Source organism: Stieleria bergensis (genome assembly GCA_007745635.1).
Taxonomy (GTDB): Bacteria; Planctomycetota; Planctomycetia; order Pirellulales; family Pirellulaceae; genus Stieleria; species Stieleria bergensis.
Window position 1 is genome coordinate 2,036,088 of record CP036272.1, and the last position, 22,992, is coordinate 2,059,079.

At 55.1% G+C, this 22,992-nt stretch carries 14 protein-coding genes; 8 read left to right on the forward strand and 6 right to left on the reverse strand.

What is annotated here, in order from left to right:
- Nucleotides 1–282: 282 nt before the first annotated feature.
- Entirely contained in the window at nucleotides 283–438 is a 156-nt protein-coding gene (locus SV7mr_RS25165; protein WP_419188200.1) for a hypothetical protein, read from the reverse strand.
- Nucleotides 439–548: 110 nt separating this feature from the next.
- Between SV7mr_RS25165 and glgX the strand changes: the two genes are divergently transcribed.
- The 5 genes from glgX (at nucleotide 549) to SV7mr_RS06915 (ending at nucleotide 7,621) form a co-directional block, all read left to right on the forward strand.
- Nucleotides 549–2,642 carry a glycogen debranching protein GlgX gene (glgX, locus tag SV7mr_RS06895; protein ID WP_145270459.1) on the forward strand — a complete coding sequence of 698 codons (2,094 nt, stop codon included), beginning with the start codon at nucleotides 549–551 and terminating at the stop codon, nucleotides 2,640–2,642.
- Between the two features lie 365 nt (nucleotides 2,643–3,007).
- A complete protein-coding gene (locus SV7mr_RS06900; RefSeq protein ID WP_145270461.1) occupies nucleotides 3,008–3,658 on the forward strand; it encodes a dCTP deaminase in 651 nt (216 codons plus the stop codon).
- A 77-nt stretch (nucleotides 3,659–3,735) separates the two neighbouring features.
- The gene (locus tag SV7mr_RS06905) at nucleotides 3,736–4,425 is read left to right on the forward strand and encodes a DUF2141 domain-containing protein (RefSeq protein WP_145270463.1); all 690 of its coding nucleotides are present in this window, start codon (nucleotides 3,736–3,738) and stop codon (nucleotides 4,423–4,425) included.
- Nucleotides 4,426–4,611: 186 nt separating this feature from the next.
- Nucleotides 4,612–6,342, forward strand: coding sequence for an ABC transporter permease family protein (locus tag SV7mr_RS06910; protein WP_145270465.1), 1,731 nt, complete (start codon nucleotides 4,612–4,614; stop codon nucleotides 6,340–6,342).
- Nucleotides 6,343–6,403: 61 nt separating this feature from the next.
- The gene (locus SV7mr_RS06915; RefSeq protein WP_145270467.1) at nucleotides 6,404–7,621 is read left to right on the forward strand and encodes a DUF1570 domain-containing protein; all 1,218 of its coding nucleotides are present in this window, start codon (nucleotides 6,404–6,406) and stop codon (nucleotides 7,619–7,621) included.
- Nucleotides 7,622–7,653: 32 nt separating this feature from the next.
- Here the strand turns inward: SV7mr_RS06915 and SV7mr_RS06920 are convergent, their stop codons facing one another.
- From SV7mr_RS06920 to asnS, 3 genes are all read right to left on the reverse strand, one after another.
- Nucleotides 7,654–8,796, reverse strand: a complete 1,143-nt coding sequence (locus SV7mr_RS06920; protein ID WP_145270469.1) for a glycerate kinase — start codon at nucleotides 8,794–8,796, stop codon at nucleotides 7,654–7,656.
- On the reverse strand, nucleotides 8,796–10,475 hold the full coding sequence (locus SV7mr_RS06925) for a sugar phosphorylase (protein WP_419188201.1): 1,680 nt from the start codon (nucleotides 10,473–10,475) through the stop codon (nucleotides 8,796–8,798). The genes SV7mr_RS06920 and SV7mr_RS06925 overlap by 1 nt, the downstream gene beginning before the upstream one ends.
- A gap of 306 nt (nucleotides 10,476–10,781) precedes the next feature.
- Entirely contained in the window at nucleotides 10,782–12,206 is a 1,425-nt protein-coding gene (gene asnS, locus SV7mr_RS06930) for an asparagine--tRNA ligase (RefSeq protein WP_145270473.1), read from the reverse strand.
- Nucleotides 12,207–12,657: 451 nt separating this feature from the next.
- Between asnS and SV7mr_RS06935 the strand changes: the two genes are divergently transcribed.
- Nucleotides 12,658–16,602 carry a HEAT repeat domain-containing protein gene (locus tag SV7mr_RS06935; RefSeq protein WP_419188202.1) on the forward strand — a complete coding sequence of 1,315 codons (3,945 nt, stop codon included), beginning with the start codon at nucleotides 12,658–12,660 and terminating at the stop codon, nucleotides 16,600–16,602.
- Nucleotides 16,603–17,374: 772 nt separating this feature from the next.
- Nucleotides 17,375–19,993 (forward strand): YidC/Oxa1 family insertase periplasmic-domain containing protein, encoded by a 2,619-nt coding sequence (locus SV7mr_RS06940; RefSeq protein ID WP_145270475.1) that lies wholly within the window; start codon nucleotides 17,375–17,377, stop codon nucleotides 19,991–19,993.
- A gap of 81 nt (nucleotides 19,994–20,074) precedes the next feature.
- On the opposite strand, the gene SV7mr_RS06945 is transcribed toward SV7mr_RS06940, so the two are convergent.
- Complete coding sequence (locus SV7mr_RS06945; protein ID WP_145270477.1) at nucleotides 20,075–20,836, reverse strand: exodeoxyribonuclease III; 762 nt, start codon at nucleotides 20,834–20,836, stop codon at nucleotides 20,075–20,077.
- A 357-nt stretch (nucleotides 20,837–21,193) separates the two neighbouring features.
- Between SV7mr_RS06945 and SV7mr_RS06950 the strand changes: the two genes are divergently transcribed.
- Entirely contained in the window at nucleotides 21,194–21,880 is a 687-nt protein-coding gene (locus tag SV7mr_RS06950) for a 3-keto-disaccharide hydrolase (protein WP_145270479.1), read from the forward strand.
- A gap of 219 nt (nucleotides 21,881–22,099) precedes the next feature.
- Here the strand turns inward: SV7mr_RS06950 and SV7mr_RS06955 are convergent, their stop codons facing one another.
- Nucleotides 22,100–22,912 (reverse strand): ABC transporter ATP-binding protein, encoded by an 813-nt coding sequence (locus tag SV7mr_RS06955; RefSeq protein ID WP_419188203.1) that lies wholly within the window; start codon nucleotides 22,910–22,912, stop codon nucleotides 22,100–22,102.
- Nucleotides 22,913–22,992: the final 80 nt, after the last annotated feature.

Genomic DNA, 22,992 nt, shown 5'->3' on the forward strand with positions numbered 1-22,992 from the left:
TGGCCGACACCAGGAAGCTTGTGCCGCGATGGCGGTTCACTGTCTCTAAACTCCCTAAAATAAGCGTAAACTTTGACGACTGCTAAGAATAGTTTAGCTCTAACGGCTGAGTTTTTTAGCTGATCCCTTTCGTTTAACCAAACGGTTCCAGAGGTTAAATCCGCAATCCGTCACCAGCCGATACGTTGCATCGTCCGATAGAGATGAATGCGTCGAACACCTTTGGGTGCTCCTCGCTCGGTCGTGTCTAGGTGGTAGGGTACCAACACAACAGACTCCAGATCACTTTCCAGGGTTGGTCGCTGGCGCGACCTCATCTCCGACGCGTGCGCAAAAGAGAAACGTCATGCAGTCGGCGGTGACCTCGGCAGTCACTCGGCGGCAAAGCGTTTGACTCGGCTCGCCGGTTGAGTCCACTTTGGTGAGCAAGAGGCTCATTGAGGGCGAACTTTGTCCGATAAGCGATTGCATCATCTGCAATCGTTTGTGGCGAGTGATCCTGGCTGGAGATTGTGTCCTATCGTTGGATTGCAGGAGATACCCACGACATGCTTATGAGACGACCGACCGGAAACCTTCAACTGACCTACCAGCCACCTTATGGTGCGATCGTTCAGGAATCGGGGGTCCAATTTTCTGTATTCAGTCGCTCAGCGACCGCGATGCGGTTGTTGTTGTACAACGATGTGAATGATTTGGAGCCGGCCGAGGTGATCGAGTTTGATCGCGATACCGATCGCTGGGGTGATGTTTGGAGCCTGAGTGTTTCGGGGCTCAAGACAGGCCAGCTGTATCATTTCCAGGCCAGTGGTCCTTGGGATCCTGCTCGCGGTCAACGCTTTGATTCTTCAGCCAGGTTGATTGATCCCTACGCCCAAGCGTTAGCGGGAACCTTTCAGCAATCAACCGATGGCGTGGTTCGGCCGCCGAAGTGTGTGGTCGTCAAAGATGACTTCGATTGGGAAGACGATCGACATCTTCGCCACGACCTCAGTGAATCGGTCATCTACGAGATGCACGTTCGTGGATTCACCAAGAGTAAAACGGCAAAGGTCAAGTGCCCGGGGACTTACCTGGGTGTGATTGAGAAGATTCCTTATCTGAAGGACCTTGGTGTCACGGCTGTCGAGTTGATGCCGGTCAATGAGTTCCCCATTTTGGACATCTATGGCAAGCCGATCAAGAATCCCAATTACTGGGGTTACGATCCGATGGCGTTCTTCTCGCCACACCGCGGCTATGCGTTTGACCAAACCCCTGGTGCTCAGGTAAGAGAATTCAAGCAGATGGTCAAAGCACTTCATGCCGCGGGCATCGAAGTGATCTTGGACGTGGTGTTTAATCACACCTGTGAAGGCAACGAAATGGGGCCAACGCTGTCCTTTAAAGGCCTTGAAAACCAAGTTTATTATCTGCTGCACGAAGGCCAGCACTACACCAATTACAGCGGTTGTGGAAACACGATCAATGGAAACCATCCCGTTGTTCGAGAGATGATTTTCCACTGTCTGCGACACTGGGTTCACAACTACCATGTCGATGGCTTCCGATTTGACTTGGCCAGTATTTTGTCGCGCGACCGAAACGGTCATTTGGTGCCGAACCCACCGATGGTCGAACTGATTGCCGAAGACCCGATGTTGGCTGATACCAAAGTCATCGCCGAAGCATGGGATGCCGCCGGTGCCTATCAAGTGGGCTCGTTTGGCGGTGCTCGCTGGGCTGAATGGAACGGTCGCTATCGTGACGACGTGCGAGGTTTCTGGCGCGGTGATGGTGGAACCTTGGGAGCCCTGGCGACTCGCTTGGCCGGCAGCAGTGATTTGTATGAACACGCCGGCCGTCCTCCATTTTGTAGCATCAACTTTGTCACCAGTCATGATGGCTTTACCATGAATGACCTGGTGAGTTACAAGGAAAAGCACAACCAAGCCAACGGCGAAGACAACCGTGACGGTGACAACCACAACATCAGTGATAACTATGGTGTGGAAGGTCCGACGCGCAAGAAAGGTGTCTCTACCATTCGGTCACGCCAGATCCGCAACATGCTTTCGACACTGTTGCTTTCTCAGGGTGTCCCGATGCTGGTTAGCGGCGATGAGATTCGTCGCACTCAGAAAGGCAATAACAACGCCTACTGTCAGGACAATGACATCAGCTGGTTTGATTGGCGGTTGGTCGAACGCAATCAGGATCTGTTGCGATTCGTCAAAAGCTTGATTGCGTTTCGTCGTGAGCAACCCTCCGTTCGCCGCTTGGACTTCCTGACCGGCCAGCCCGTTGACGGACGACTGATCAGTGACATGTCATGGTACAACGATCAGGGGGATCCACTGGACTGGGGTCAGCACCATTTAAGTATGGTCGCCTACATTGCGGCGCCGAGCCGTAGTGAAGATCCGTCGGGCAAAGGGCGTGACCTGGTGATGATGTTTAACAGCACCGGTGAAGATCGCCATCAGCAATTGCCTGCGATTGGACGCGGAATGAAATGGAACCTGTTCTTGGACACCGCCGGCGATGCGCCCAACGATATCTTCCCGGATCTCGATGGTCCCATGCCACCTAGCAATCGCAGCGTCGAAATGCCTTGTCATTCGATGAAGGTCTATGTCAGCGGAAAAGTCGCCGTGAAGTAGCTGCCAAGAACACCAATCCCTTTGCGCCGGTTGGTCATTCGTAGGGTGCGTGCTCGCACGCACCAATGCCCAGAAATGATGTGATTCCCGGTAATTCGGTGCGAGCAAGCACGGCGCCCTACCCTCGCTGGGCGGCGACTCACCGACATGCTGTTGATTGCCAGTTCTGCTCGTTGATCAGGTTAGGCTCTCCCCACCTTTGCGAGCGGGCTTTCTTTTCGAGGTCAGAATTTGCTGGCTTCTTCTTGCGGTCCCCAGATTTCGCTGTCTGGCAGGTCTGCTACAATGACCGGACCCTCAGTGGGCGGTCAGCGGTGCTGGGTGGCAGTATTGGGGGCCTTTTCTTAGTTTGTTCCGTGATTGGGATGAAAATGATTCTCTGCCAAGACGAGATTCAAACGCGGATTGCCGACGGTTCCATTGTCCTGGATCCGTTTGACGAGCAATCCTTGACAACCAATGGCTACAATTTGTCCTTGTATGACGAGTTGCTGGTCTACGAGGAGATCGTTCTCGATGCTGCGATTCCAAACCGTTATCGGCGGTTGGAGATCCCGCCCGACGGGCTGACCTTGCAGCCCGGTGTGCTGTACTTGGGCCGTACCTTGGAATACACCGAAACGCGTGATCTGATCCCCTTTATCCAGGGCCGCAGTTCTCTAAGCCGGTTGGGGCTTTTCGTCAAAGTCGGCGGAGGCATGGGCGATTACGGATACTGTGGCACCTGGACGCTGGAATTGCACTGCGTGCAGCCTGTTCGCATCTATTCTGGAATGCGGATCTGCCAGATTGGCTATTGCCAGGCGTTGGGACAAAGTGGCGAAACCGGCAGTCGAAAGTATCAAAATAGCCGCGATATCCAAGCCAGTTTGATGTTTCGTGAATTTGGAAACGCTGCGGGCGGTGAACAGTTGGAACTGAACTTCGATTCCTCGCGTCCAAGTTTTCCGGCGATTGATTCGGACCTTGCCAGCAATCAAGCTGCGAAATCGGTCGACCTGAACGGGCCGACCTGAACGGGCCGGTCGGCGGTTAAGCCGATTTGCCATTCGAATTTGTGTTCGTGGATCCCTATTGAAATGAGCCCCTTGTCATGACAGAGACCTCGATGCCGCCCATCGATGCGGAGCCCCAAGGCAAGTGGGTGCAGCGTTGGAAAGAGAGCCATGCGAGTTTGCTGATCTTGTTTGCCGTGATCATCATTGTGATTCGATTGGTTCAAATCACCTTCGCGCCGCCCGAGACGACTCAGGACAATGCCCCGGCTGCGTTGCCGCTGCCTGATCAGTCGTCCGCAGTCATCAACGCCCCCAATCAACCGAGCGATCCTGCCGATTTCAAGCCGCTGCAGGACGGCGATGCTGCGGGGCCTGCGATGATGAAGTTCGATGAAGACGGCACCCCCGTTTTGCCCCCTGGTACGATGGTGATTCAGGTCAGTACCAGCAAGTCCAGTGACCAAGGACCGATCCGCGTGGCCATTTATGATTCACCGGATGCGTTTGGTAGCGAAGCCACCCCGTTGCTGAACAAAACATTGCAGCCGGTTGAAGGATTCGTTTTCTGGGCGGTGGAACTCAGTCGTCTGCCCTCTACATTCGCCATCGGTGCCTATCACGATTTGGATAGCAACAAGCGGCTCAATCGTGCTTTATTCAACAAGCCCACCGAGCCCTATGGTTTCTCTAACGGAGTCTACAGTGCTCCCAGCGAGAGCAGCTATGCAGAGGCGATGCTGAAACGACCTGCGGCTTCCCAACTTGTCAAGTTGCATGTTCACTAGTGACGCGTTGAGCGATCATCGGAGCAGGCCCGCATCGATTTCTTACCCAGGGTTGCCTCAGCCGTTCCAGTTTTTGATCACGGTGTCTGGCAGGTGGGCCGTTGGCCGCGTGCCAAGTCACAGCGGTCGGGAGGTGAGCATCCAAGCTGATGTTCTAAGTGCCGCGTCACCTTCCCTGTTGAGAACATGATGATTTGGCCATCGGCGTTTCTTGTCACAGTGCAGTTCATGTTCCTGTGTGCGCTGTTATCGGCCGCGATTGGTCTGCCACAGGCGATGATGTTATGGATGTTGTCTCAGCAACGCGGCGTTGGCCGCGGACAGCGCCTGGCTGGTTGGGGGCTCAGTTACAGTCTGTTGGCGGCGATCGCTTGTCTGGCCACTCCGCTGATCCTGCACGCCGCAGCATGGGAAGCGACGGCCGGGAAATTCGGCTGGACAACCTTCACGCAGACCGGCGCCCGTGACTACAGCGGTTGGGGCGGTCAATACGGCGGCATGGTCGCAGCCCTGTGGGTGCACGGGTTGTTCGGCAGCCAGATTGTCGCGTTGCTTACGTTTTACGGGGTCAGGAGAGTCCCACAGGAGATTTCCGAGCAGGCTGCATTCGATGGCGGCTTGCTCTGGCGATGGTGGCGCGTACTGTTGCCCATTGCGATGCCCTGGGCGTGCTTGGGGGTGTTGGCCTCAGCGATGCTGGCGGCGACGGAGATGACCGTCGTTGATTTATATGGCGTGCGAACACTGGCCGATGAGTTCTATTTGGTGCACGCTGCTCAGCCCTCTTTGGCCTCCATCACGATGTTGCTGGTTTTGCCGGTCACGTTATTGATTGTGGCCGCCTGTTTAATGTTGCTGCGCGGCCGCCGCGTGACGTCGTCGCTCCAAGGCTTTGTCGGGCAATGGTCGCACTCTACTGAAAGGCCTCACCTGGCAAACGAAGTCCATCGCCAGTCTGTGCCGCCGTTATCCGCGGCTCATCGGGGCGACTCGGTTTCAGTTGCACCGCTTTCCAGATTCGCTCATCTGGCCGTCCTGTGTGGTGCGGTGCTGATGGCGTCGATCAGTTTCACGGTCCCGTTTTTGGGTTTGCTGGTCAAAGCTGGTCAAGAGGTCTCGGTCCGTGCGGCACCGGTAAACGGTGACAAACGCCTTGCCAGTGATGAAATGAATATTGCCGCGAACGAGTTTTCGCCGAATGTCTCTTTCCAGCCCCAGGCTACCGCACAGCCAATCGTTGAAGTGACTTGGTCGGCAGCCCTGTGTTGGCAGCGATTGCGCGGTGGTTTAAGCGATTACTGGCCCGAGTATCAGTGGAGTGTGTTGATTGGCTTGGCAGCCGCAGCGTTTTGTGTTCCGATCGCTTGGTTGATGGCGGCGTGGACTGCCGATCGACCGCGGTGCCAGCTGGCGATACGCTGTCTGACCCTGCTCTTGTTTTTGATCCCAGGTCCACTGGTTGGTATGGTGGTGGTGCAATGGTTTAATCTGTCGCTCCCGGGCTTCAGAACGCTTTACCAAGAAACATTGATTCCGACCATTTTGGGGCTGTCGGTGCGCGGGATCCCCTTGGCGTATTGGATCTTGGCAGCGGGTTATGCCAGTTTGGATGGCAATGTTAGGGAATTATTACGGTCTGGTGGGTCCCGGGTGGCTCGTTTTTGGTGGGGGGACCTACGCTTACTTTCGAAGCCACTGTTGATCGCCGTGTTTGTCACCGCGGTAGCAACCAGCGGTGATGTTCCGGTGCTGAAGCCTGTGATTCCCCCCAGTGTTCCCACCGTTGGGATCCGCTTGTTCGGACTTTTGCACAGTGGTGTTCGGGACGGCGAAGCGACGCTCGCTTTCTGGTATATTGGTTCCATCGTCATGATGGGAATACTGGTTGTGCGTGTCGTCCGTGGACGATGGTCGTGACGGTAGAAATGATTTGCGGCAAGTGAGCATCGCTTGCCGATTCGATGAGATTGGTTGAACAATGGGAACAGTTGCATCAGAACGCTCGGTGGTTGACGCCACCCAAAGAACGGTTTGCCGGCCGGATGCTGAGGTGTCCGTTGTCAGCAATCGTTTGCGTCGCACCGTGGCTTGGTGCTGTTTTGCGTTCACACTGGTAACCGGCCTACTCGGTCGCGGCCCGTTGGGAACCGCTGGTATTGATGCCGTTGAAGTTGTCACCTTTAAGTCCGGCCCTAAAGACTTGAACAATGGGGCCCCGCAAGCGACCCGGACAGTCAACGGGCGAATTCTGCTTTCCGGCCAGGACGGCAGCATGATGCTGCAAAGTGATGACGGTCGGATTTGGACCATTCAGCCCGAACAAATCATCAAACGCGAGTCCAACGACAAACCGTTCACACCCATCAGTTGCAATGAGATGGTGAAACGGATGACTCAGGAGTTCCCTCGGGGAATCCAAGTTTATCGTACCAAGCATTACATCATTATCCATAACAGCAATCGGCAACATATCAATCAGGTTGGCCGCTTGTTTGAACAGCTCTACAAAGCGTTCTATACCTATTGGGACAATCAGGATTGGCCGCTTGAAGAACCAGAGTTTCCTTTGGTGGCACTGGTGTTCGCCGATCGGAATCAGTTTGTCAAGTTCGGTTCCGCCGAAGCAGGTGACGCGGTGGATTCTTTGATCGGATATTACAATCTGGCCACCAATCGAATGACGACTTACAACGTTCCGGATTGGGAACGCAACTTGTCAACGATCATTCATGAAGCGACGCACCAGTTGGCGTACAACAGCGGTCTCCAGCGACGCTTTGCAGACAATCCAACTTGGGTCAGTGAAGGCTTGGCGATGTATTTCGAAGCGCCAGACATGCGAAACATGTCTCGCTGGAGCGGCATTGGCGAGGTCAATCAGAAGAACCTAAAACGCTGGCGCGAGTATTCCGCTCGTCGTCCTTCGGATTCCCTGTCATCCCTCATCGGTGACGACACCCGAATCATGTCCGCTGAAACTGCCTTGGACGCCTACGGCGAGGCCTGGGCCTTGACCTATTTCTTGATTCGCACTCACAAGGAAGAGTATCTCAAGTACCTCCGCTCGATCAGTGAATCTAGGATTGGCACCCAGTTGACCCCGCATCAGCGGTTGAAGATGTTCTCCGGTGCGTTGGGAAAATCATTGCTAGAAATCGATCGAGAGTTCCGGCTGTACATGCACAAAGTTCGTTAATGCTGACTGGCAGCTAAGGCGCTGACTGGCAGCTAACGCGATTGCTTGACATCGCCAGCCCATTGGGCGATCAACTGGCGAACCAGTGGCCCAGCTTGATCGATGCATTGTTCCAGTGAGTAACCTTGTTGGCTTAACGCTAAAACGTCTTGCAAGCCCAAGTCGCTGATGCGGGTGTGTTGCAAGTCCAGTCTTCCACAAACGGCGAGCACCGGCACGTTGTATTGTTTGCCGATCTCGGCAACACCGAAGACCAGTTTTCCGAAGCCCGTTTGGTCATCGATTTTTCCTTCACCTGTCCAGATGAAGTCGATCTCGCCGGACTCCAGCAGTGTTTGTGCTTTGCTTTGCGACAACACGAACTCCGTGCCGGAAATGAATTGCGCGTTGGCAAAAGCCTTTAGGCCAAATCCCGTTCCACCCGCGGCTCCACTGCCGGGAACTTCGGCGGCATCGATTCCCAGGTCGCGTTTCACTGCCCGGTCAAGATTTGCCAAGCCTTGTTCCAACTGTGGGACCTGTTCCGCCGTCGCTCCTTTTTGCGGTGAGTACATGATGGCTGCACCTTCAGCACCCAGCAGCGGATTGCGAACGTCATTGATGGCGCAAAACGCAACCGCATCAAGTTTCGGGTGCAGCTGGGTTCGATCAATTCGATGAATCTTGCGGAGCGATCCACCGGTCGGTGGAAGCGTCGCGTTTGTGTGATCAAGGAATCGATAGCCCAGGGCCTGCGCGATCCCGGTGCCACCATCATTGGTCGCGCTGCCGCCCAAGCCAACGTAGATTCGCTCTGCGCCGCGCTCGATCGCATTGATGATCATCGTGCCCGTGCCCAGCGTTGACGTCAGCTCGGGATTCCGTTCTTGGGGCTGAAGAAGTTCCATGCCCGACGCCCGAGCCATTTCAATGTAGGCGGATTCTGAGCCGGCGTCCCAGCCGAAGACCGCGTCGATCGGCCTGCCCAGCGGATCGGTTGTCGCGCAGTGAACTTGTTGAACGCTCGGATTGCTTTGGCAAATCGCATTTAAAAAGCCGTCGCCACCATCGGATGCGATGATTGAAAAGGGCTGCACCTCTGGCAAGCTGTCTTTCAAGCCCGCTGTGATGGCGTCGATCACCTGTTCAGCGGTGAGCGAGCCTTTGAACTTGTCCGGGATGATTAAAATCTTCATCAGTCTGCAATCACCTTCAGCCAGCGATATTCCATGGGTTGCAGGGTGAGAGAGCCACCGGAGACGGTTTCACCGGAGAGCTGATCGGTGAGTTGGGCCGGCAGTTGAGTGACTTCACTGGAGTCGCTGGAAAAATTGTGCAACGCATACACATCGCCAGAATCACTGACGCGGTGAATGATGAAGACTTTGCCCTGCTGCTGATAATGCGCGGTTCCAAACGGATCAAAGGCCGCGTCATTTCGTCTGGCTTGCATCAATCGACGGTAGCCACTGAAAACCAAATGCCGCAGTGTGGTGGCGTCTGCTAGTTCGGCCTCGAGCGTTGACGTCGTCAGCTTCTGTCGGTTGATGCGCCGATTAATGCCCGAATCCAGGGCTGCTTGTCGATCATTTTCCGAGCCCAGGATCGAGTGGTAATAGATGCCCGGCACGCCCGGCATGGCCAGCATGACCGATTGAGTCAACAAGAATCGCTGCGCTCGTAGGCTGTTCTCTGCGTCGGGCGCGGTTGCGAAGTCCAGGTAGTTGCAATTGATTTCATAGGGGCTCTTGGTCCCGTCCCCGTTGTCTCGCATAGACACAAAACCACCGTGCGCCTGGGCGATGTCTGCCAACCGCTGGATGCTCTCATCGCTGACAATGTTCTGCAGCGGTCGCACTCCAACACCATCGTGACTGGCGGTGAAATTAAAGAAACAAACTTCATCGCTAGGCAGTTGCAGTGTGTTGGCCCAACGGGTCAGCGTTTCAACTTCCTCCTCGTGCAGCGAATGCATTAACAGGGGTGGCAGCGTGAAGTTGTAAACCAAGTGAGCTTCATTGTGTCCGTCACCAAAATACGACACGTTCTCGTCGTGCGGCACATTGGTCTCGGTAATGATTGACATGTTAGGAGCTAGTTGCTCGATGTAGTGCCGATAAAGCTGAATGATCAAGTGAGCTTGCGGCAAATGCAAGCAGGTCGTGCCAAGCTCTTTCCAGATGAATGCAATCGCGTCTAAGCGGATGAATCGCGATCCCTGGGCGACGTAAAATAACAGCACATCCAGCACCTGCACAAAGACTTTGGCACTGTGGTAATTCAAGTCGACTTGGTCTTCGGAAAAGGTCGTCCAGACGCTGACCTTACCGCCCTGCTTCGGATAGCGGTGCAGCAATGGTAAGGCGCGAGGCCGGGTGACGGCAGAGTAATCCACGTCGGGGTCGGCGGTGATGAAGTAGTCGTCAAATTCAGGATCGCCTTCCAGGAAGCTTTTGAACCAGGCATTGTGTTGCGAGCAATGATTGACGACCGCATCAAGCATGATGTCAAACGATCCCGACATGGCCGTCACGTCGTCCCAGTCGCCCAGTTCCGGGTCAATCTGGTAGTAGTCCTGGACGCTGAATCCGTCGTCCGATGTGTAGGGAAAGCATGGCAGCAAATGGATCGCACTGATGCAATCAGCAAGCTGTGATTTGCAAAAATGGGACAGGGATTGAAGGGGGTTGGATTCAGAGGTCTGAATCGAATCGCCATAGGTAATCAGAATGGCGTCACTGGCCGTCAGTTTTGTCGTCGAGGCGTGTTTCTGAGCGATCGCGTTGCGATAACGCTCCAGCAGTCCATTCACTTCGTTGGCAACCCATTCGGCTTGGTCGCCATACAACGAGCTCAATTCTTCCAGACGCTTCATAGGACACCACATGCAGTTGGGGATCGGCAGATGCCGCAGTCAAAACCAGGTGTCAGCCCAACGCCGATCAGAGTGGCACGCCGCAGAGCCGATGCAAAATCGGGCGAGCTGCGTGCTTGGGGCTTTAGAAGAGCCGGTGCGTCGGCGTTGGAGCACAGACGCTGGACACTCATAACCATATCCAGCAATTTGAAGCTGTGGGCACGCGCCGCGATGGCAGCAGATTAACCGCCATTAACGCTCGTTAGTGGGTGTTGAGCATTGGGGGTGTCCGGCAGTCCCCATGCAATGCATCAATCCACAGGATTAGAACTCGGCGTTTCCGGGGGTGCGTGGGAAGGGAATCACGTCGCGAATGTTCGTCATCCCGGTGACATACTGCACCGCTCTCTCCAGGCCCAATCCAAACCCGGCATGTGGGACGGTGCCAAAGCGGCGCAGGTCCAGATACCACCAGTATTCTTCTTCGTTGAGGTCTTGGGCGGCCATTCGTTTCTGCAGCACGTCCAAGCGTTCTTCGCGTTGGCTGCCACCGATGATTTCACCGACGCCGGGAACCAGGACATCCATGGCAGCAACGGTTTTTTCGTCATCACTTAAACGCATGTAGAACGGTTTGATGGTTGACGGATAGTCCGTCAAGATGAGCGGTCCACCCACGTGCTTTTCGGTCAGATAGCGTTCGTGTTCGGCTTGGAGGTCCGTGCCCCAGCTGATCGGGTAATCGAATGACTCGCCGCACTGTTCCAGGACTTTGATGGCCTCGGTGTAGGACATGTGTTGAAAGGGCTTTTCGATGACGCTTTTCATTTGGTCGATCTTGCCTTTTTCGATGCGCAGGTCGAAGAACTCCATGTCCTCCTGGCAGTGTTCGAGGCAATCAGCGAACAGTCGTTTGAGGAACCGTTCGGCCAAGTCCATGTTGTCGGCTAGGTCAAAGAAGGCGGCTTCGGGCTCGACCATCCAGAATTCAGCCAGGTGGCGACTGGTGTTACTGTTTTCGGCGCGGAAGGTTGGGCCAAAGGTGTACACGCGGCCCAGAGAGCAGGCAAAGGTTTCCGCTTCCAGTTGTCCGCTAACGGTTAAAAACGTTGGTTTGTCGAAGAAGTCGTGGTCGTAATTTACCGGTCCACCGGCAGCAGCCAGCCGTTCCAAGTCCAGCGTGGTGACGCGAAACATTTCGCCGGCACCTTCACAATCGCTGGCCGTGATCACAGGCGTGTTGACGTAGAAAAAGCCATTCTCATCGTAAAACTGGTGAATCGACTGGCTAATGCGGTTGCGCACTCTCATCACGGCGCCAAGCGTATTGGTCCGAGTGCGCAAGTGAGCCCACTCGCGGAGTTTTTCAAACGAGTGGCGTTTTTTTTGCAGCGGATAGGTTTCTGGATCGGCCCAGCCCAGCACACGCACTTCGCTGGCATGCAGTTCGGTGGCCTGTCCTTTGGCGGGTGATTCTTGCAGTTGGCCGCGGACAACGATGCAGCAGCCAGCGGTCAAACGCTGCACTTCATCGCTGTAATTGGCCAGTTCCGCAGGGGCGACAACTTGCAGGTTGCCCATGCAGGAGCCGTCATTGACTTCGATAAAGCTGAATCCACCTTTGCTATCACGCCGAGTTCGCACCCAGCCGCGGATCTCGTGTTCACTGCCGGCACTTTCGGCCCGCCGTGCTTGTTGAACAGAAATCCAGTTGGATGTTGAGGCGGGGTGATCAGCGGAAGCGGTCATGTGGAGCGATCCAGAGGCAAGGAGATGTCGCACGATGCGGACTGGCAGCGTGAGCACTCAGTTTACGCCCTTTCAACAACGGTTGCCAAGATCACTCAGCGGCAGGCAGTGGTCGTCAGGGTTGCCTTTGTTTCCCCCCGAATCGGTCTTGCGACGGGAGGAGTGATTTTCATACGCTGCGACACATATTGTCCCTCAGCCCTCAACTTGCGATAGTGCCATGGCAGGCAGTTGTCTTACGCCTAAAGTTTTGAGTCACGGATCGAAGGCCATTGATTTCAATGGTCTGATTACTGAATGCGCCGATGGTTCGCCTCACCAGCGACATCGTGCTGACAGCGTTCCATCTCCAGTGCCTTCCCTGCGTTCCGGCCGTTTGGCCGGCAGCCACCGATTTATTCACAGCCAGCTGGGCTCGGCCTTGCTGTGTTGTGCTGCGATTGTTGTTGGCATGTTTGTGGCCACATCGATGGCCAGCGCCGAGGAGCAATCCCAATGGATTTGGCGCTTTGGAGCCTCGCCAGAGGACTCCATTCCCGTCGGGGAGCAGTGCTTTTTCCGAAAGTCCATTAACCTGCGAGTGCCCGCAACGGTCAAAATTGAGATTGCTGCGGATGACGAGTATGAACTGTTCGTCAATGGCACTCGAGTTGGCTCGTCGGTGCAATCTCGCACCGTTGATTCGTACAACGCCACCAAGCATTTTCAAGTGGGGCGAAACTTGGTTGCGATTCGAGTCCGCAACCGCAACGGTGACACGGCAGCATTAGCTGCCAGCGTTGCCGTTAAGCCAGAAAAATCCAGCAAGTGGTACACCTTCCGGACCGATCCATCTTGGAAAACATCGCCCACTGCGACACAAGGTTGGCAGGCTCCGGTCTATGATGACCAGCTTTGGGGCATTGCGGCCACATTTGGCGCGCCGGAAGAGCAGACGCCACAGCAAGTTGCCACAGCGACGCCCAAGCCGATCCAGAATGCCACGCCACAGAACGGTTCGCCTGCGGCTCTCAACGACGGCCAAGCCGCTAGCCGCCCTGGCTTGCCCACGCCGCCCGAAGATCCTAGCAAGATTCCTTCGCGAAATGAACCAACGATGACGCCGCCGAACGGCCAGGGTGACGCTGGCAATTTTGCCGAAAACACACCTGTTCCCCAGCCTCACGCTGCGGCGGGCGAACGCTTCCAAATCCAGAAGGGATTCGGTATTCAACGGATTCTCTCTGATGACAAAGTCGGTTCCGTCATCTCCATGACATTCAATGAGTTCGGTCACTTGCTGATCGGACAAGAAGATGGCCCGCTGTTGCTGGCCTACGACGATAACGACGATGGTGTGCCAGAGACGGTCCGAGTGTACTGTGAAAAAGTGACCAACTGCCAAGGTGTCTTGGCGCTCAATGGTGAAGTCTTTGTCACCGCTGACGGTCCAGAAGGCTTGGCGTTGTACAAGCTGTCAGACGCCGATCGCAATGGATCACTGGAAAAGATTCAAGCCATTGTGAACTTCGTTGACCACAGCGGAAAAACGGGCCAGACCAGCGAGTATGGCGCTCACGGGATCAAACTTGGCCCCGACGGCATGATCTATGTTGTTGTGGGAAGTCAAGTCAAAGCCGTTGGTGAGGTCGGTGACGGACAGACGTATCGTCAAACCTATGAAGGCGACCTGTTGCCTCGCTATGAAGATCCTAGTGGACATGGCAAAGATGTTCTGGCGCCCGGCGGAACCGTGATTCGAACGAATTCCGACGGCACCGTTGTTGAACACGTCGCCGGTGGACTTCGAAACGCATATGACATTGTTTTCCATCCCGGCGGCGCGATGTTTGTGCATGATTCTGATATGGAATCCGACGTCGACACTGCTTGGTATCGCTCCAGTGCTGTCTTTGATGTCACCGAGGGTGGTGAGTTTGGCTGGCGCAGTGGATGGGCCAAGTGGCCACACTATTACTACGATCGCTTGCCAAACTTGATGGACACTGGACGAGGCAGTCCGACCGGTGGTGTCTGCTACGATCACTTCACGTTCCCCGAACGCTACCAGAACACTATGTTCCTGGCTGACTGGAGTCAGGGCAGGATCATTAACGTCGGATTGAAACCACTCGGTTCCAGTTACACTGCAACCAGTGAAGTCTTCTTGCAAGGACAGCCGCTGAATGTGACCGATGTCGAAGTGGGGCCTGAAGGCAATCTGTTCTTCTGTACCGGTGGCCGTTCGACCACCGGTGGTATTTATCGCGTGGTCTATAAAGACGGAGAGCCCACTGACTTGACCAAGTTGGGAACCGGGATCGCCGAAGCCGTGCGACAGCCACAATTGGAATCTGCTTGGACGCGCCAGAAGATCGCCTCGATCAAGAACGATCTGGGTGATCGCTGGAATCCATTGGTGGCCGGTGTGGCTTACAGTTCCGACAACCCACCTGAATATCGTGTGCGGGCGATGACGCTGATGCAGCTCTTTGGCCCCGTGCCGAGTGAAGACTTGTTGCTGGAGTTGAGTGAAACCGAGAGCGAATTGGTGCGTGCCAAGGCAGCATCCATGTTGGGGCGAAATCCCGGCCCACTGGGACGCAGTCGCTTGGCTGAACTCTTACAAGATCGTTCGCCAGTCGTCCAACGCGCTGCTGCCGAAGCAATGCTGCGTGGACAAGTGGTGCCCAAAGAATACGAAGTGGTTCGCGAGCTAATCTCTGGTGGTGATCGCACTTTGGCCTTCATCGGTCGGCGATTGGTTGCGTCGATGCCAGCAGACAAATTTGCAGAGAACGTTCTGGAAGCGACAAACGTCCGCGAGTCATTGGTTGGCATGTTGGCCTTGACCGATGTTGATCAAACCGAGCAGACAGCTGTCCGGATCCTGCAACGATCAAGCGAATTGATGTCCGGCTTCCTCAGTGACGCTGACTTTGTTGACTTGTTGCGATTGTGCCAGGTCACGCTGCACCGCAGTGGACTGGATTCAACACATGTGACGGCCTTCGGCGAACAGATCGCCGAAGAGTTTCCCGCCGGTGAACCACGCATTAACCATGAAGTGATCCGCTTGGCGGCTTACATGCAATCCGAATCCGTGGCCGATCGTGCGATCAAGTACCTCGAATCGGAAGCACCTTACGAAAGCAGAATCTTGGTCGCCATGTGCTTGCAATCCATGTCACACACATGGAATGACAAGCAGCGGTTTTCATTGTTGAAGTTCTACGAGAAATCAGCCAATCGCTCGACCTCCGGTGCGTTACCAATGTACATTACCAATGTGACGCGAGACTTCTGTTCCGCGCTGTCGGTCGATGACTTGCAAGCGATCATTGAACAGGGACACATCTGGCAGAACGCAGCTCTGGCGGCAATCTACCGGTTGGATCGCCCCGTCTCCGGCGAAGTCGCTTCGATCCTCGTTCGCTTGGATCGGCGTCTGCGTAACGAAAAACAGCCACGCGATATCCAGCGTCGGTTGCGGACGGCCATCGTGACGATGTTGGCCAGTACCGATCAAGCGGAGTCCACTGAATACTTGCGAGAACTATGGCGCGAAGAGCCACAGCGTCGGTCGAGGGTTTCGGTTGCATTGGCACAGAATCCCGAGGGCGACAATTGGGACTATTTGGTCCGTAGCCTCAATGTGGTCGATGACGATGCGGCCCGAGAGGTTGTCAGTGCATTGCTGAAAGTCAATGTCGCGACGGATGATCCCTTGGCACTGCGTCACTTGATTCTGTTGGGCCTGCGTAATCAAGAAGATGATCATCGCCCAGACAATGTTACCAAGTTGCTGCGGCACTGGACCGGCAAGCAACACGCTCCCACAGACGATGTCATGAAGCCTTGGCAGGACTGGTACGCGGAAATCTATCCCGATTCGCCGCCGGCCACCTTGCCACCGAGAGATGAATCCACCTGGGATTTCGATCAACTGGTCAGCTACCTCAAGAGCCCTGAAGGTCGCTCGGGTGATCCGACTCGCGGTCGCAGCCTGTTCTTGGCCGCCAACTGTGCACAGTGTCACCGGACGGGTGCGGTTGGAGAATCCATTGGTCCCGATCTGACCGGCCTTGCCAGTCGCTTTACCAAACGCGAAATCGTCGAATCGATTCTGCATCCCAATCACGTGGTCAGTGATCAGTTCGCCAGCAAACGGGTGGTCACCTTGGATGGCAAGGTTTACATCGGTCTGGTCACCGAACAGGCCGACGGCACATTGCTGGTTCGCGATTCACGCAACGATGCGACCGTGGTTCCTGTCGCTGAGGTCGATCAGATCTTGCCAGAGACCAGAAGCATCATGCCCAGCGGCTTGATCGACGCGTTGAATGAGCGAGATGTCAGCGACTTGATGTCCTTCATTGGCGTGTTGCCGGCTGCCGAAGTTGCGACACGCCCGTAGACGCCATCTGGAACTCGAAGCGGCCCTCGGCCGCTTGTCTTCTTTCTAAGCGGCTGCTTGTCGCTTGCCCACAGTCAGCGTTAGGCCGGCTGTGCTGTTTGACGGTCAGGCTGATCGTTTGCAGCCTCCGGTTTTCAGATTGATCGTTATAGGCCGATCGATCGGTGATCCTTGCGCTCGCCACCGATCTTCTGTCGTTTTTGTGCCTCTCAAGCAAGATTCCCCACCGATGGGTTGCCGATGGGCGTTTTGAGTGTGCATCGAATTGTTTTGCGGACAACTTGCCGCAAGCTTAGGACGATCACACCGGATCGTGACCGAATCCCGCCAGTTTCAGCTTGCCTGATGGCAAGAAATTCACGTTGAACGGATCTTCCGGTTCCTCGATCACCTTCCCAAGATTCACTAACACGATCAGAATACTGCACCGGAACACTGTTGCGGATGGATGCTTGACCCGCCGAAGGTGGGTGTCGCTGAGTGGCAGGCGGACAAATTCGCATGTCGCCGCTGATTCCAATGCCAAATTTCGTAGCACAGTTGCTGGCGAGCTGGATGGTGTTGGCGAGTCATGTGATGCTGGCGATTGAGGGGTGTTGAGCTCACCAATTGACCAGTACCGTATGCCCGCAATCAGTGCCGCACCGAAACCGTGCCGCCGCATCAACATGATGTTGCGCCTTAAATACATTCAATAGTTGCCTCGTTTGCTGATTGCAAAAACTCAGCAATTGAGTCATTCGTTTCCTCCCTCAACCGTCTCGGAACGATCGTGGATCGCCGTACCCAAACCTTTCTGCTTGCGTCTGCAGCCTTTCTCTTTTTCTACCTGTACCTTCGTTCTCAATTGGTGCCTCAAGAGGACCTCGCGAACAACGAGCAAAAGGCTGCTCAGGTAGATCAGCCGAACATTGGCGAGCAAGCCCCTGAAAACCAAACGCCCATTGAAAACGAGGTCACCTCGACCGACGTTCCGGAGTCTTGGTACACCCTGGGTTCGTTCGATCCCAAGGCTGGCGGGCACAATCTGTTGGTGACATTCACCAACCGAGGCGGCGCGATTGAACGCGTTGAACTGGTGCGCCGCAAAGACGGCGATGTCGCAGGCCCCCTGGAATATCGCCGGATTGACACCCGCAGCGGTTACCTCGGCTACTTGGCGTTGCGCTCAGCAGAGGACATGGATGGGGTCCGCGTGAACTTGGTTGCCCCGGGCACTCCGGCCAGTTTGGCCAAGGCTAAATCAGGTGAGACCGGGTTGTTGGTCGGCGACATCATCACCGCCATCAACGGTGTCACGGTGGCGGATAAAGCCTCCGCTGCAGACGTGCTGGCCAAGACAAAACCAGACCAAGAGATCGCCATCGAAGTGCTGCGTCCAAGCAAGCAGGCGACCGCAGCGCCAACTGAGACCAAAACAGAAGAAACTGCCGAAGACATAGACGAAGAAACTGGCGAAGAAGTTGGCGAAGACATAGACGAAGAAGCTGGCGGTGACGACGAAGCCAGTTCGGAAGAAAAAGCTGACACTGAAGACGAATCAGATGCTGCCAAGAAACAGCAGGTCGCCGGCACGTTGCTTGTCTTCCAAGCCACATTGACGGACCATCCGTTGGACCTGATCCGCCTGGCGGATGTCGCTGGCGATGATCAAGTGGTGGGTAACCTGACCCGTGCCTCGTGCCTGATGACCTTGGCCAGTGTCGGCAGGAATCGCATCAAGGTTGGTGAACGCTACATCGAGTCGTTGGGTGCTCCAGAGGATTTGATCTGGGACGCCAAAGTCGAAACCGGCGATGGTGGCGTGCAAAAGATCATCTTTGAGACCGTTTTGGGCTCACGCAAAATGGAGGGCGTCGGCAAGCCACTGAAGCTGCGACGATCCTATGCCATTACGCCTGGCAGTTACGTGATTGATATGGATGTCGAGGTCATCAACCTTGCAGAGAGCCCGCAAGAAGTTGTTTATCGACTGGACGGCCCCAATGGCGTGACCGCTGAAGGTTGGTGGTACAGCAACAAAATCAGCCCCAACTGGGGTGGCGCTGCGGCTCGCGATATCGTTTACAACACTGTCGATGACGGCCACCAGCTGATCAGTGGGATGAGTCTTCTGAAGGCCGGACGCAAGGATCCCAAGAAGACCGAAAAGGGAATCTTTGCCCGCGACAGCAGCGAAGAAGCTCGCCAGTTGAGTTACATCGCCGTCGATGCACAGTACTTTGCGGCCTCGTATCTGCCCGCTGGCGATGCCACCTTGATTGACTCCTTCTCGCGAGCGACCGCGACGCTGGTTGCCGATCCAGAAGAGGTCCCACGCCACCAGGAACGAGCCGTCAACGTGTCGTTCTTTGTCAATGGTCCCGAGGTTCAGCTCGCTGCCGCTGGTCAGGCAGAGGATTCCTTCAAGCAATCTTTGCGTTTGTATGTCGGTCCCAAAGAACCCACCGAGCTCGCTCAATACGGGATGGACCGCTTTGTCTATTACGGTTGGTTTAGCTTTGTTTCCACGCCGCTCTCTTGGTTGTTGCATTTCTTGGTCTGGGGCGTAGGAAACTATGGCCTGGGGGTTGTGCTGCTAACCGTTGTGGTCCGAAGTCTGATGTTCCCGCTCAGCCGTAACGCGGCCATCAATGCCCAACGCATGCAAGAGCTGGCACCACAGATGAAAAAGATTGCTGAAAAGTACAAAGACGACATGGAAGGTCGGATGCGTGCCCAGCAAGCCTTGCAGCGCAAAGTGGGCTTCAACCCGTTGGCCGGTTGTTTGCCAATGGTGTTGCAGTTGCCAATCTTCATGGGCTTGTATCGAGCCTTGTCGGTGGACATCGATTTGCGGCAAAAGCCCTTGTGGGATCCCAACGGCTGGGCCTCCAACATGGCGGCACCCGATCAACTCTACTTCTGGGCCGACTGGATGCCCGAGTGGTTCTCTGGTCGCGGCACCGGCTGGCTAGGTCCCTACATGAACATCTTGCCATTGTTTGTTGTCGCCTTGTTCTTGACGCAGCAAAAAATGTTCATGCCTCCTGCCACCGATGAACAGCAAGCCATGACCCAAAAGGTGATGACGTTCATGACCCTGTTCATGGGCCTGTTCTTCTTTAAAGTTCCCGCAGGGCTGTGTGTTTACTTCATTGCCAGTAGCACCTGGGGCATCTGCGAGCGTCTGCTCGTGAAGCGTACTTTGCCAAGTGGCAAGCACTTCGATCTGGACGATGATGATGGCGTCATTGACGTGGTGGCGACCAGTAAGTCCAGCAAGCAGAAATCCGGTGGCTTGCTAGGGCTGGCGGAGAAGTTGGCCGACAAGGTCAATCAAAAGGAGCCGGAGCCTCCTAAGTTGCCGCCGGGCAAACGCAAGCGACCACCGCAAAAGAAAAAGAACTAGCCCGCGTCGACGTTGCATCAGCCGCAGGCTGCTGGTCCCGGTTTTTTGGGACGCAGTTCCCGTGGCTGATGCCAAAACGGTTTAGGCTTCGATTTCCAATTCCACCGGGCAATGATCTGAACCATAGATGTCATTGCGAATCGTTGCAGAACTGACTTGCGGCATGAAACGCTCGGTGACCCAAAAGTAATCTAAACGCCAGCCAATATTCCGTTCCCTGGCATTGGATCGGTACGTCCACCAGCTGTACTGATCGGGCTGATCACAGAAGTGCCGGAAAGAATCGACAAATCCGGCGGCTTCGATTTGATCCATCCCAGCCCGTTCTTGCTCTGAAAATCCAGCGTTCTTGCGGTTGGCTTTCGGATTGGCCAAGTCGATCTCCTTGTGCGAGCAGTTGAGGTCGCCACAAAAGATCACTGGCTTTCGGCGTTTGAGCTTTTTGACATAGTCCAGAAAGTCAACGTCCCATTGCATGCGATAATCTAACCGTGCGAGGCCACGCTGGGCATTGGGCGTGTAAACATTCACCAGGTGAAACTGATCGAAGGTGGCGGTGACAACACGGCCCTCTTGGTCATGTTCTTCGATGCCAATGCCCAGGCTTGTTTTTTGCGGTTCGATCAGGCTCCAGATCGTCGTGCCGCTGTAGCCCTTCTTGACCGCGCAGTTCCAGGTCTGGTGGTAGCCGAGTGCCTCTGCCCAGCTGACATCAACCTGCTCGGGTTGGGCCTTGGTTTCCTGAAGACAAATCACGTCAGGTCGTTCGGTTTCGACGTAGTCGCGAAACCCCTTGTCCATTGCGGCCCGAATTCCGTTGACGTTCCAAGAAGTTAATTTCATTGATCTTGTCGTGTTGCATAACATTGAAAACGTGAGCCAGAATTCTAGCTTTCACCAGCGGTTTGCAACAGGACAGAGGCTGTGATCGACAGCGAGCCGGACGTGGCTTCTCTTTGCCTCGCCTCGGCTTCATTTCCCTGGCACATTGATCCCCTGTGTGGTGGTGGCGGTCGAGTGGTGGGGTGAGCGATGGGGGCCCTTCTTGGACTGAAAGAGGTGATTTCGATGCCTGAGTCACCATTGGATGCTGCTGTGCTGGTTGCCGCAGCTTGACAGACTATAATGCTGGACCCAAATCAGCGATTGGCTGATCACTGCCCCCCATCCATTGCTTCCCACACCGAGGTTGGTTTTCCAATGCGACTGTTTCGATTTGTTCCCGCTTGCTTGCTTCTTGCATTCCTCGCCGTTCCGGCGGTTTCGACTCATGCCGAGGGGCCATGGAAGTCCTTGTTTGATGGCAAGTCACTCGATGGCTGGGCTGTTAAAAGCGGCTTTGCCACTTACAAAATTGAAGAAGGAGGCGTGATCGTCGGCACCACAGCCGAAGGAAGCCCGAACTCCTTCCTGACCACCGAAGAGCAATTCGGTGACTTTGAATTGGAATTCGAAGTCAAGGTCGACAACGGACTGAACTCAGGGGTGCAGATTCGTTCGTTGCTCAAAGATGTTGAAAACAAAAACAGTCACGGCGGCCGCTTGTACGGACCGCAGGTGGAGATCGAGGCGGGACCTGGACAGGCCGGCTTCATTTATGGTGAAGCGACCGGTCGCGGTTGGTTGTCTCCGGAGCCAAAGTCGAAGGACAAAGCCGTCAATCAGCACGACTATTTCAAGAACAACGAATGGAACCAATACCGCGTCGTTGCCAAAGGTGCGAACATCAAGGTCTGGATCAACGGTCAACAAATCTGTGATCTAACCGACGAAGAGATCTTCAAGACGCATCCCAAAGGATCGTTCGGGTTGCAGGTGCACGGCATCGGCAAGAAAGCAGGCCCATTTGAAGTGCGTTGGCGTAACCTGAAAATCAAATCGATCTAAGCTTGCCTGACCACTTTCGCGAAGACGTTGCCAGCCTCGTCTCGGTGTCAACCTGAGGAGTGATTTCTAGACAGTCACTGAGCAGGAAAACGGGACGGGGCGATGTCGTTTGGTGATCTGCTGCGCGACAACGTGGTGGATCATCGGCTGTTTCAGATGGCAGTCCACGCTGGGACGCTCTGGCTGGACGCTCTGGCTGGGCATTCTGGCTGGGCACCATCACTGCACGCTGGCTTGATACCAACCGTTTGGCTGTTGATTGATGGCCACGTTGGTCGAGAAGAGTTGGCTCATGCGTTCCTTTGTCAGCGCTGCTTGCTTGGCTCCGTCAAAGACGACTCGGCCTTGGTCCAGCAGCACCACGTGCTGCATCGCCGGTGGAATTTCATCCACGTGATGAGTCACCAGCAGAATGGTCATGGTATCCTGATCGACGAGGTCAGCGAGAATGCTGGTGAATTCAGCTTTGGCGGCGATGTCTAAACCGCTGGTCGGTTCATCGAGAACGAAGATCTCTGGTTCGTGGACAATCGCGCGTGCAATCAGCGTGCGTCGCCGTTCACCAGTGCTCAGGGTCATGACTTTGCGGTGTTCATAATCACCGATGTTGACCCGCGAGATCGCACGGTCAATCTGATCCTGCATCCGTTGGTTTAATTGGGGGCCAAAGCGATGCAGTCGTGTCGCCGTGAAGCCGCTTGCGATCGCTTGACGAACGGTCATTTGACCGGTTCGTCCATGACCGAATTCCGAATCCAGGATCGGTGTAACCACTCCCATACGTCGCCGCAGTTGCTGGACTTCCCATTCGCTTTCACCCAGAATCAGGACGTCGCCCTGCGTGCCGTCAGCGTGGATCGACGGGTAGAAGTCTCGTGTCAGGAGTTTCAGCAGTGAACTTTTTCCTGATCCATTGGGGCCCAGCACAGCGGTATGCCTGCCACAGGGAACGGTCAATGACAGATCGTTCAAGATGATGGTTTGTTCACGACGAACCGTGACGCCGCTGATCTTTAATAACGCAGTTTCCAAGGTCGACAGGCGAATTGAGGGAGCGAATCGCGTCCATGAATCACCCGATCCATGCGTAGCGGTCTGCAGAATACCGGTTG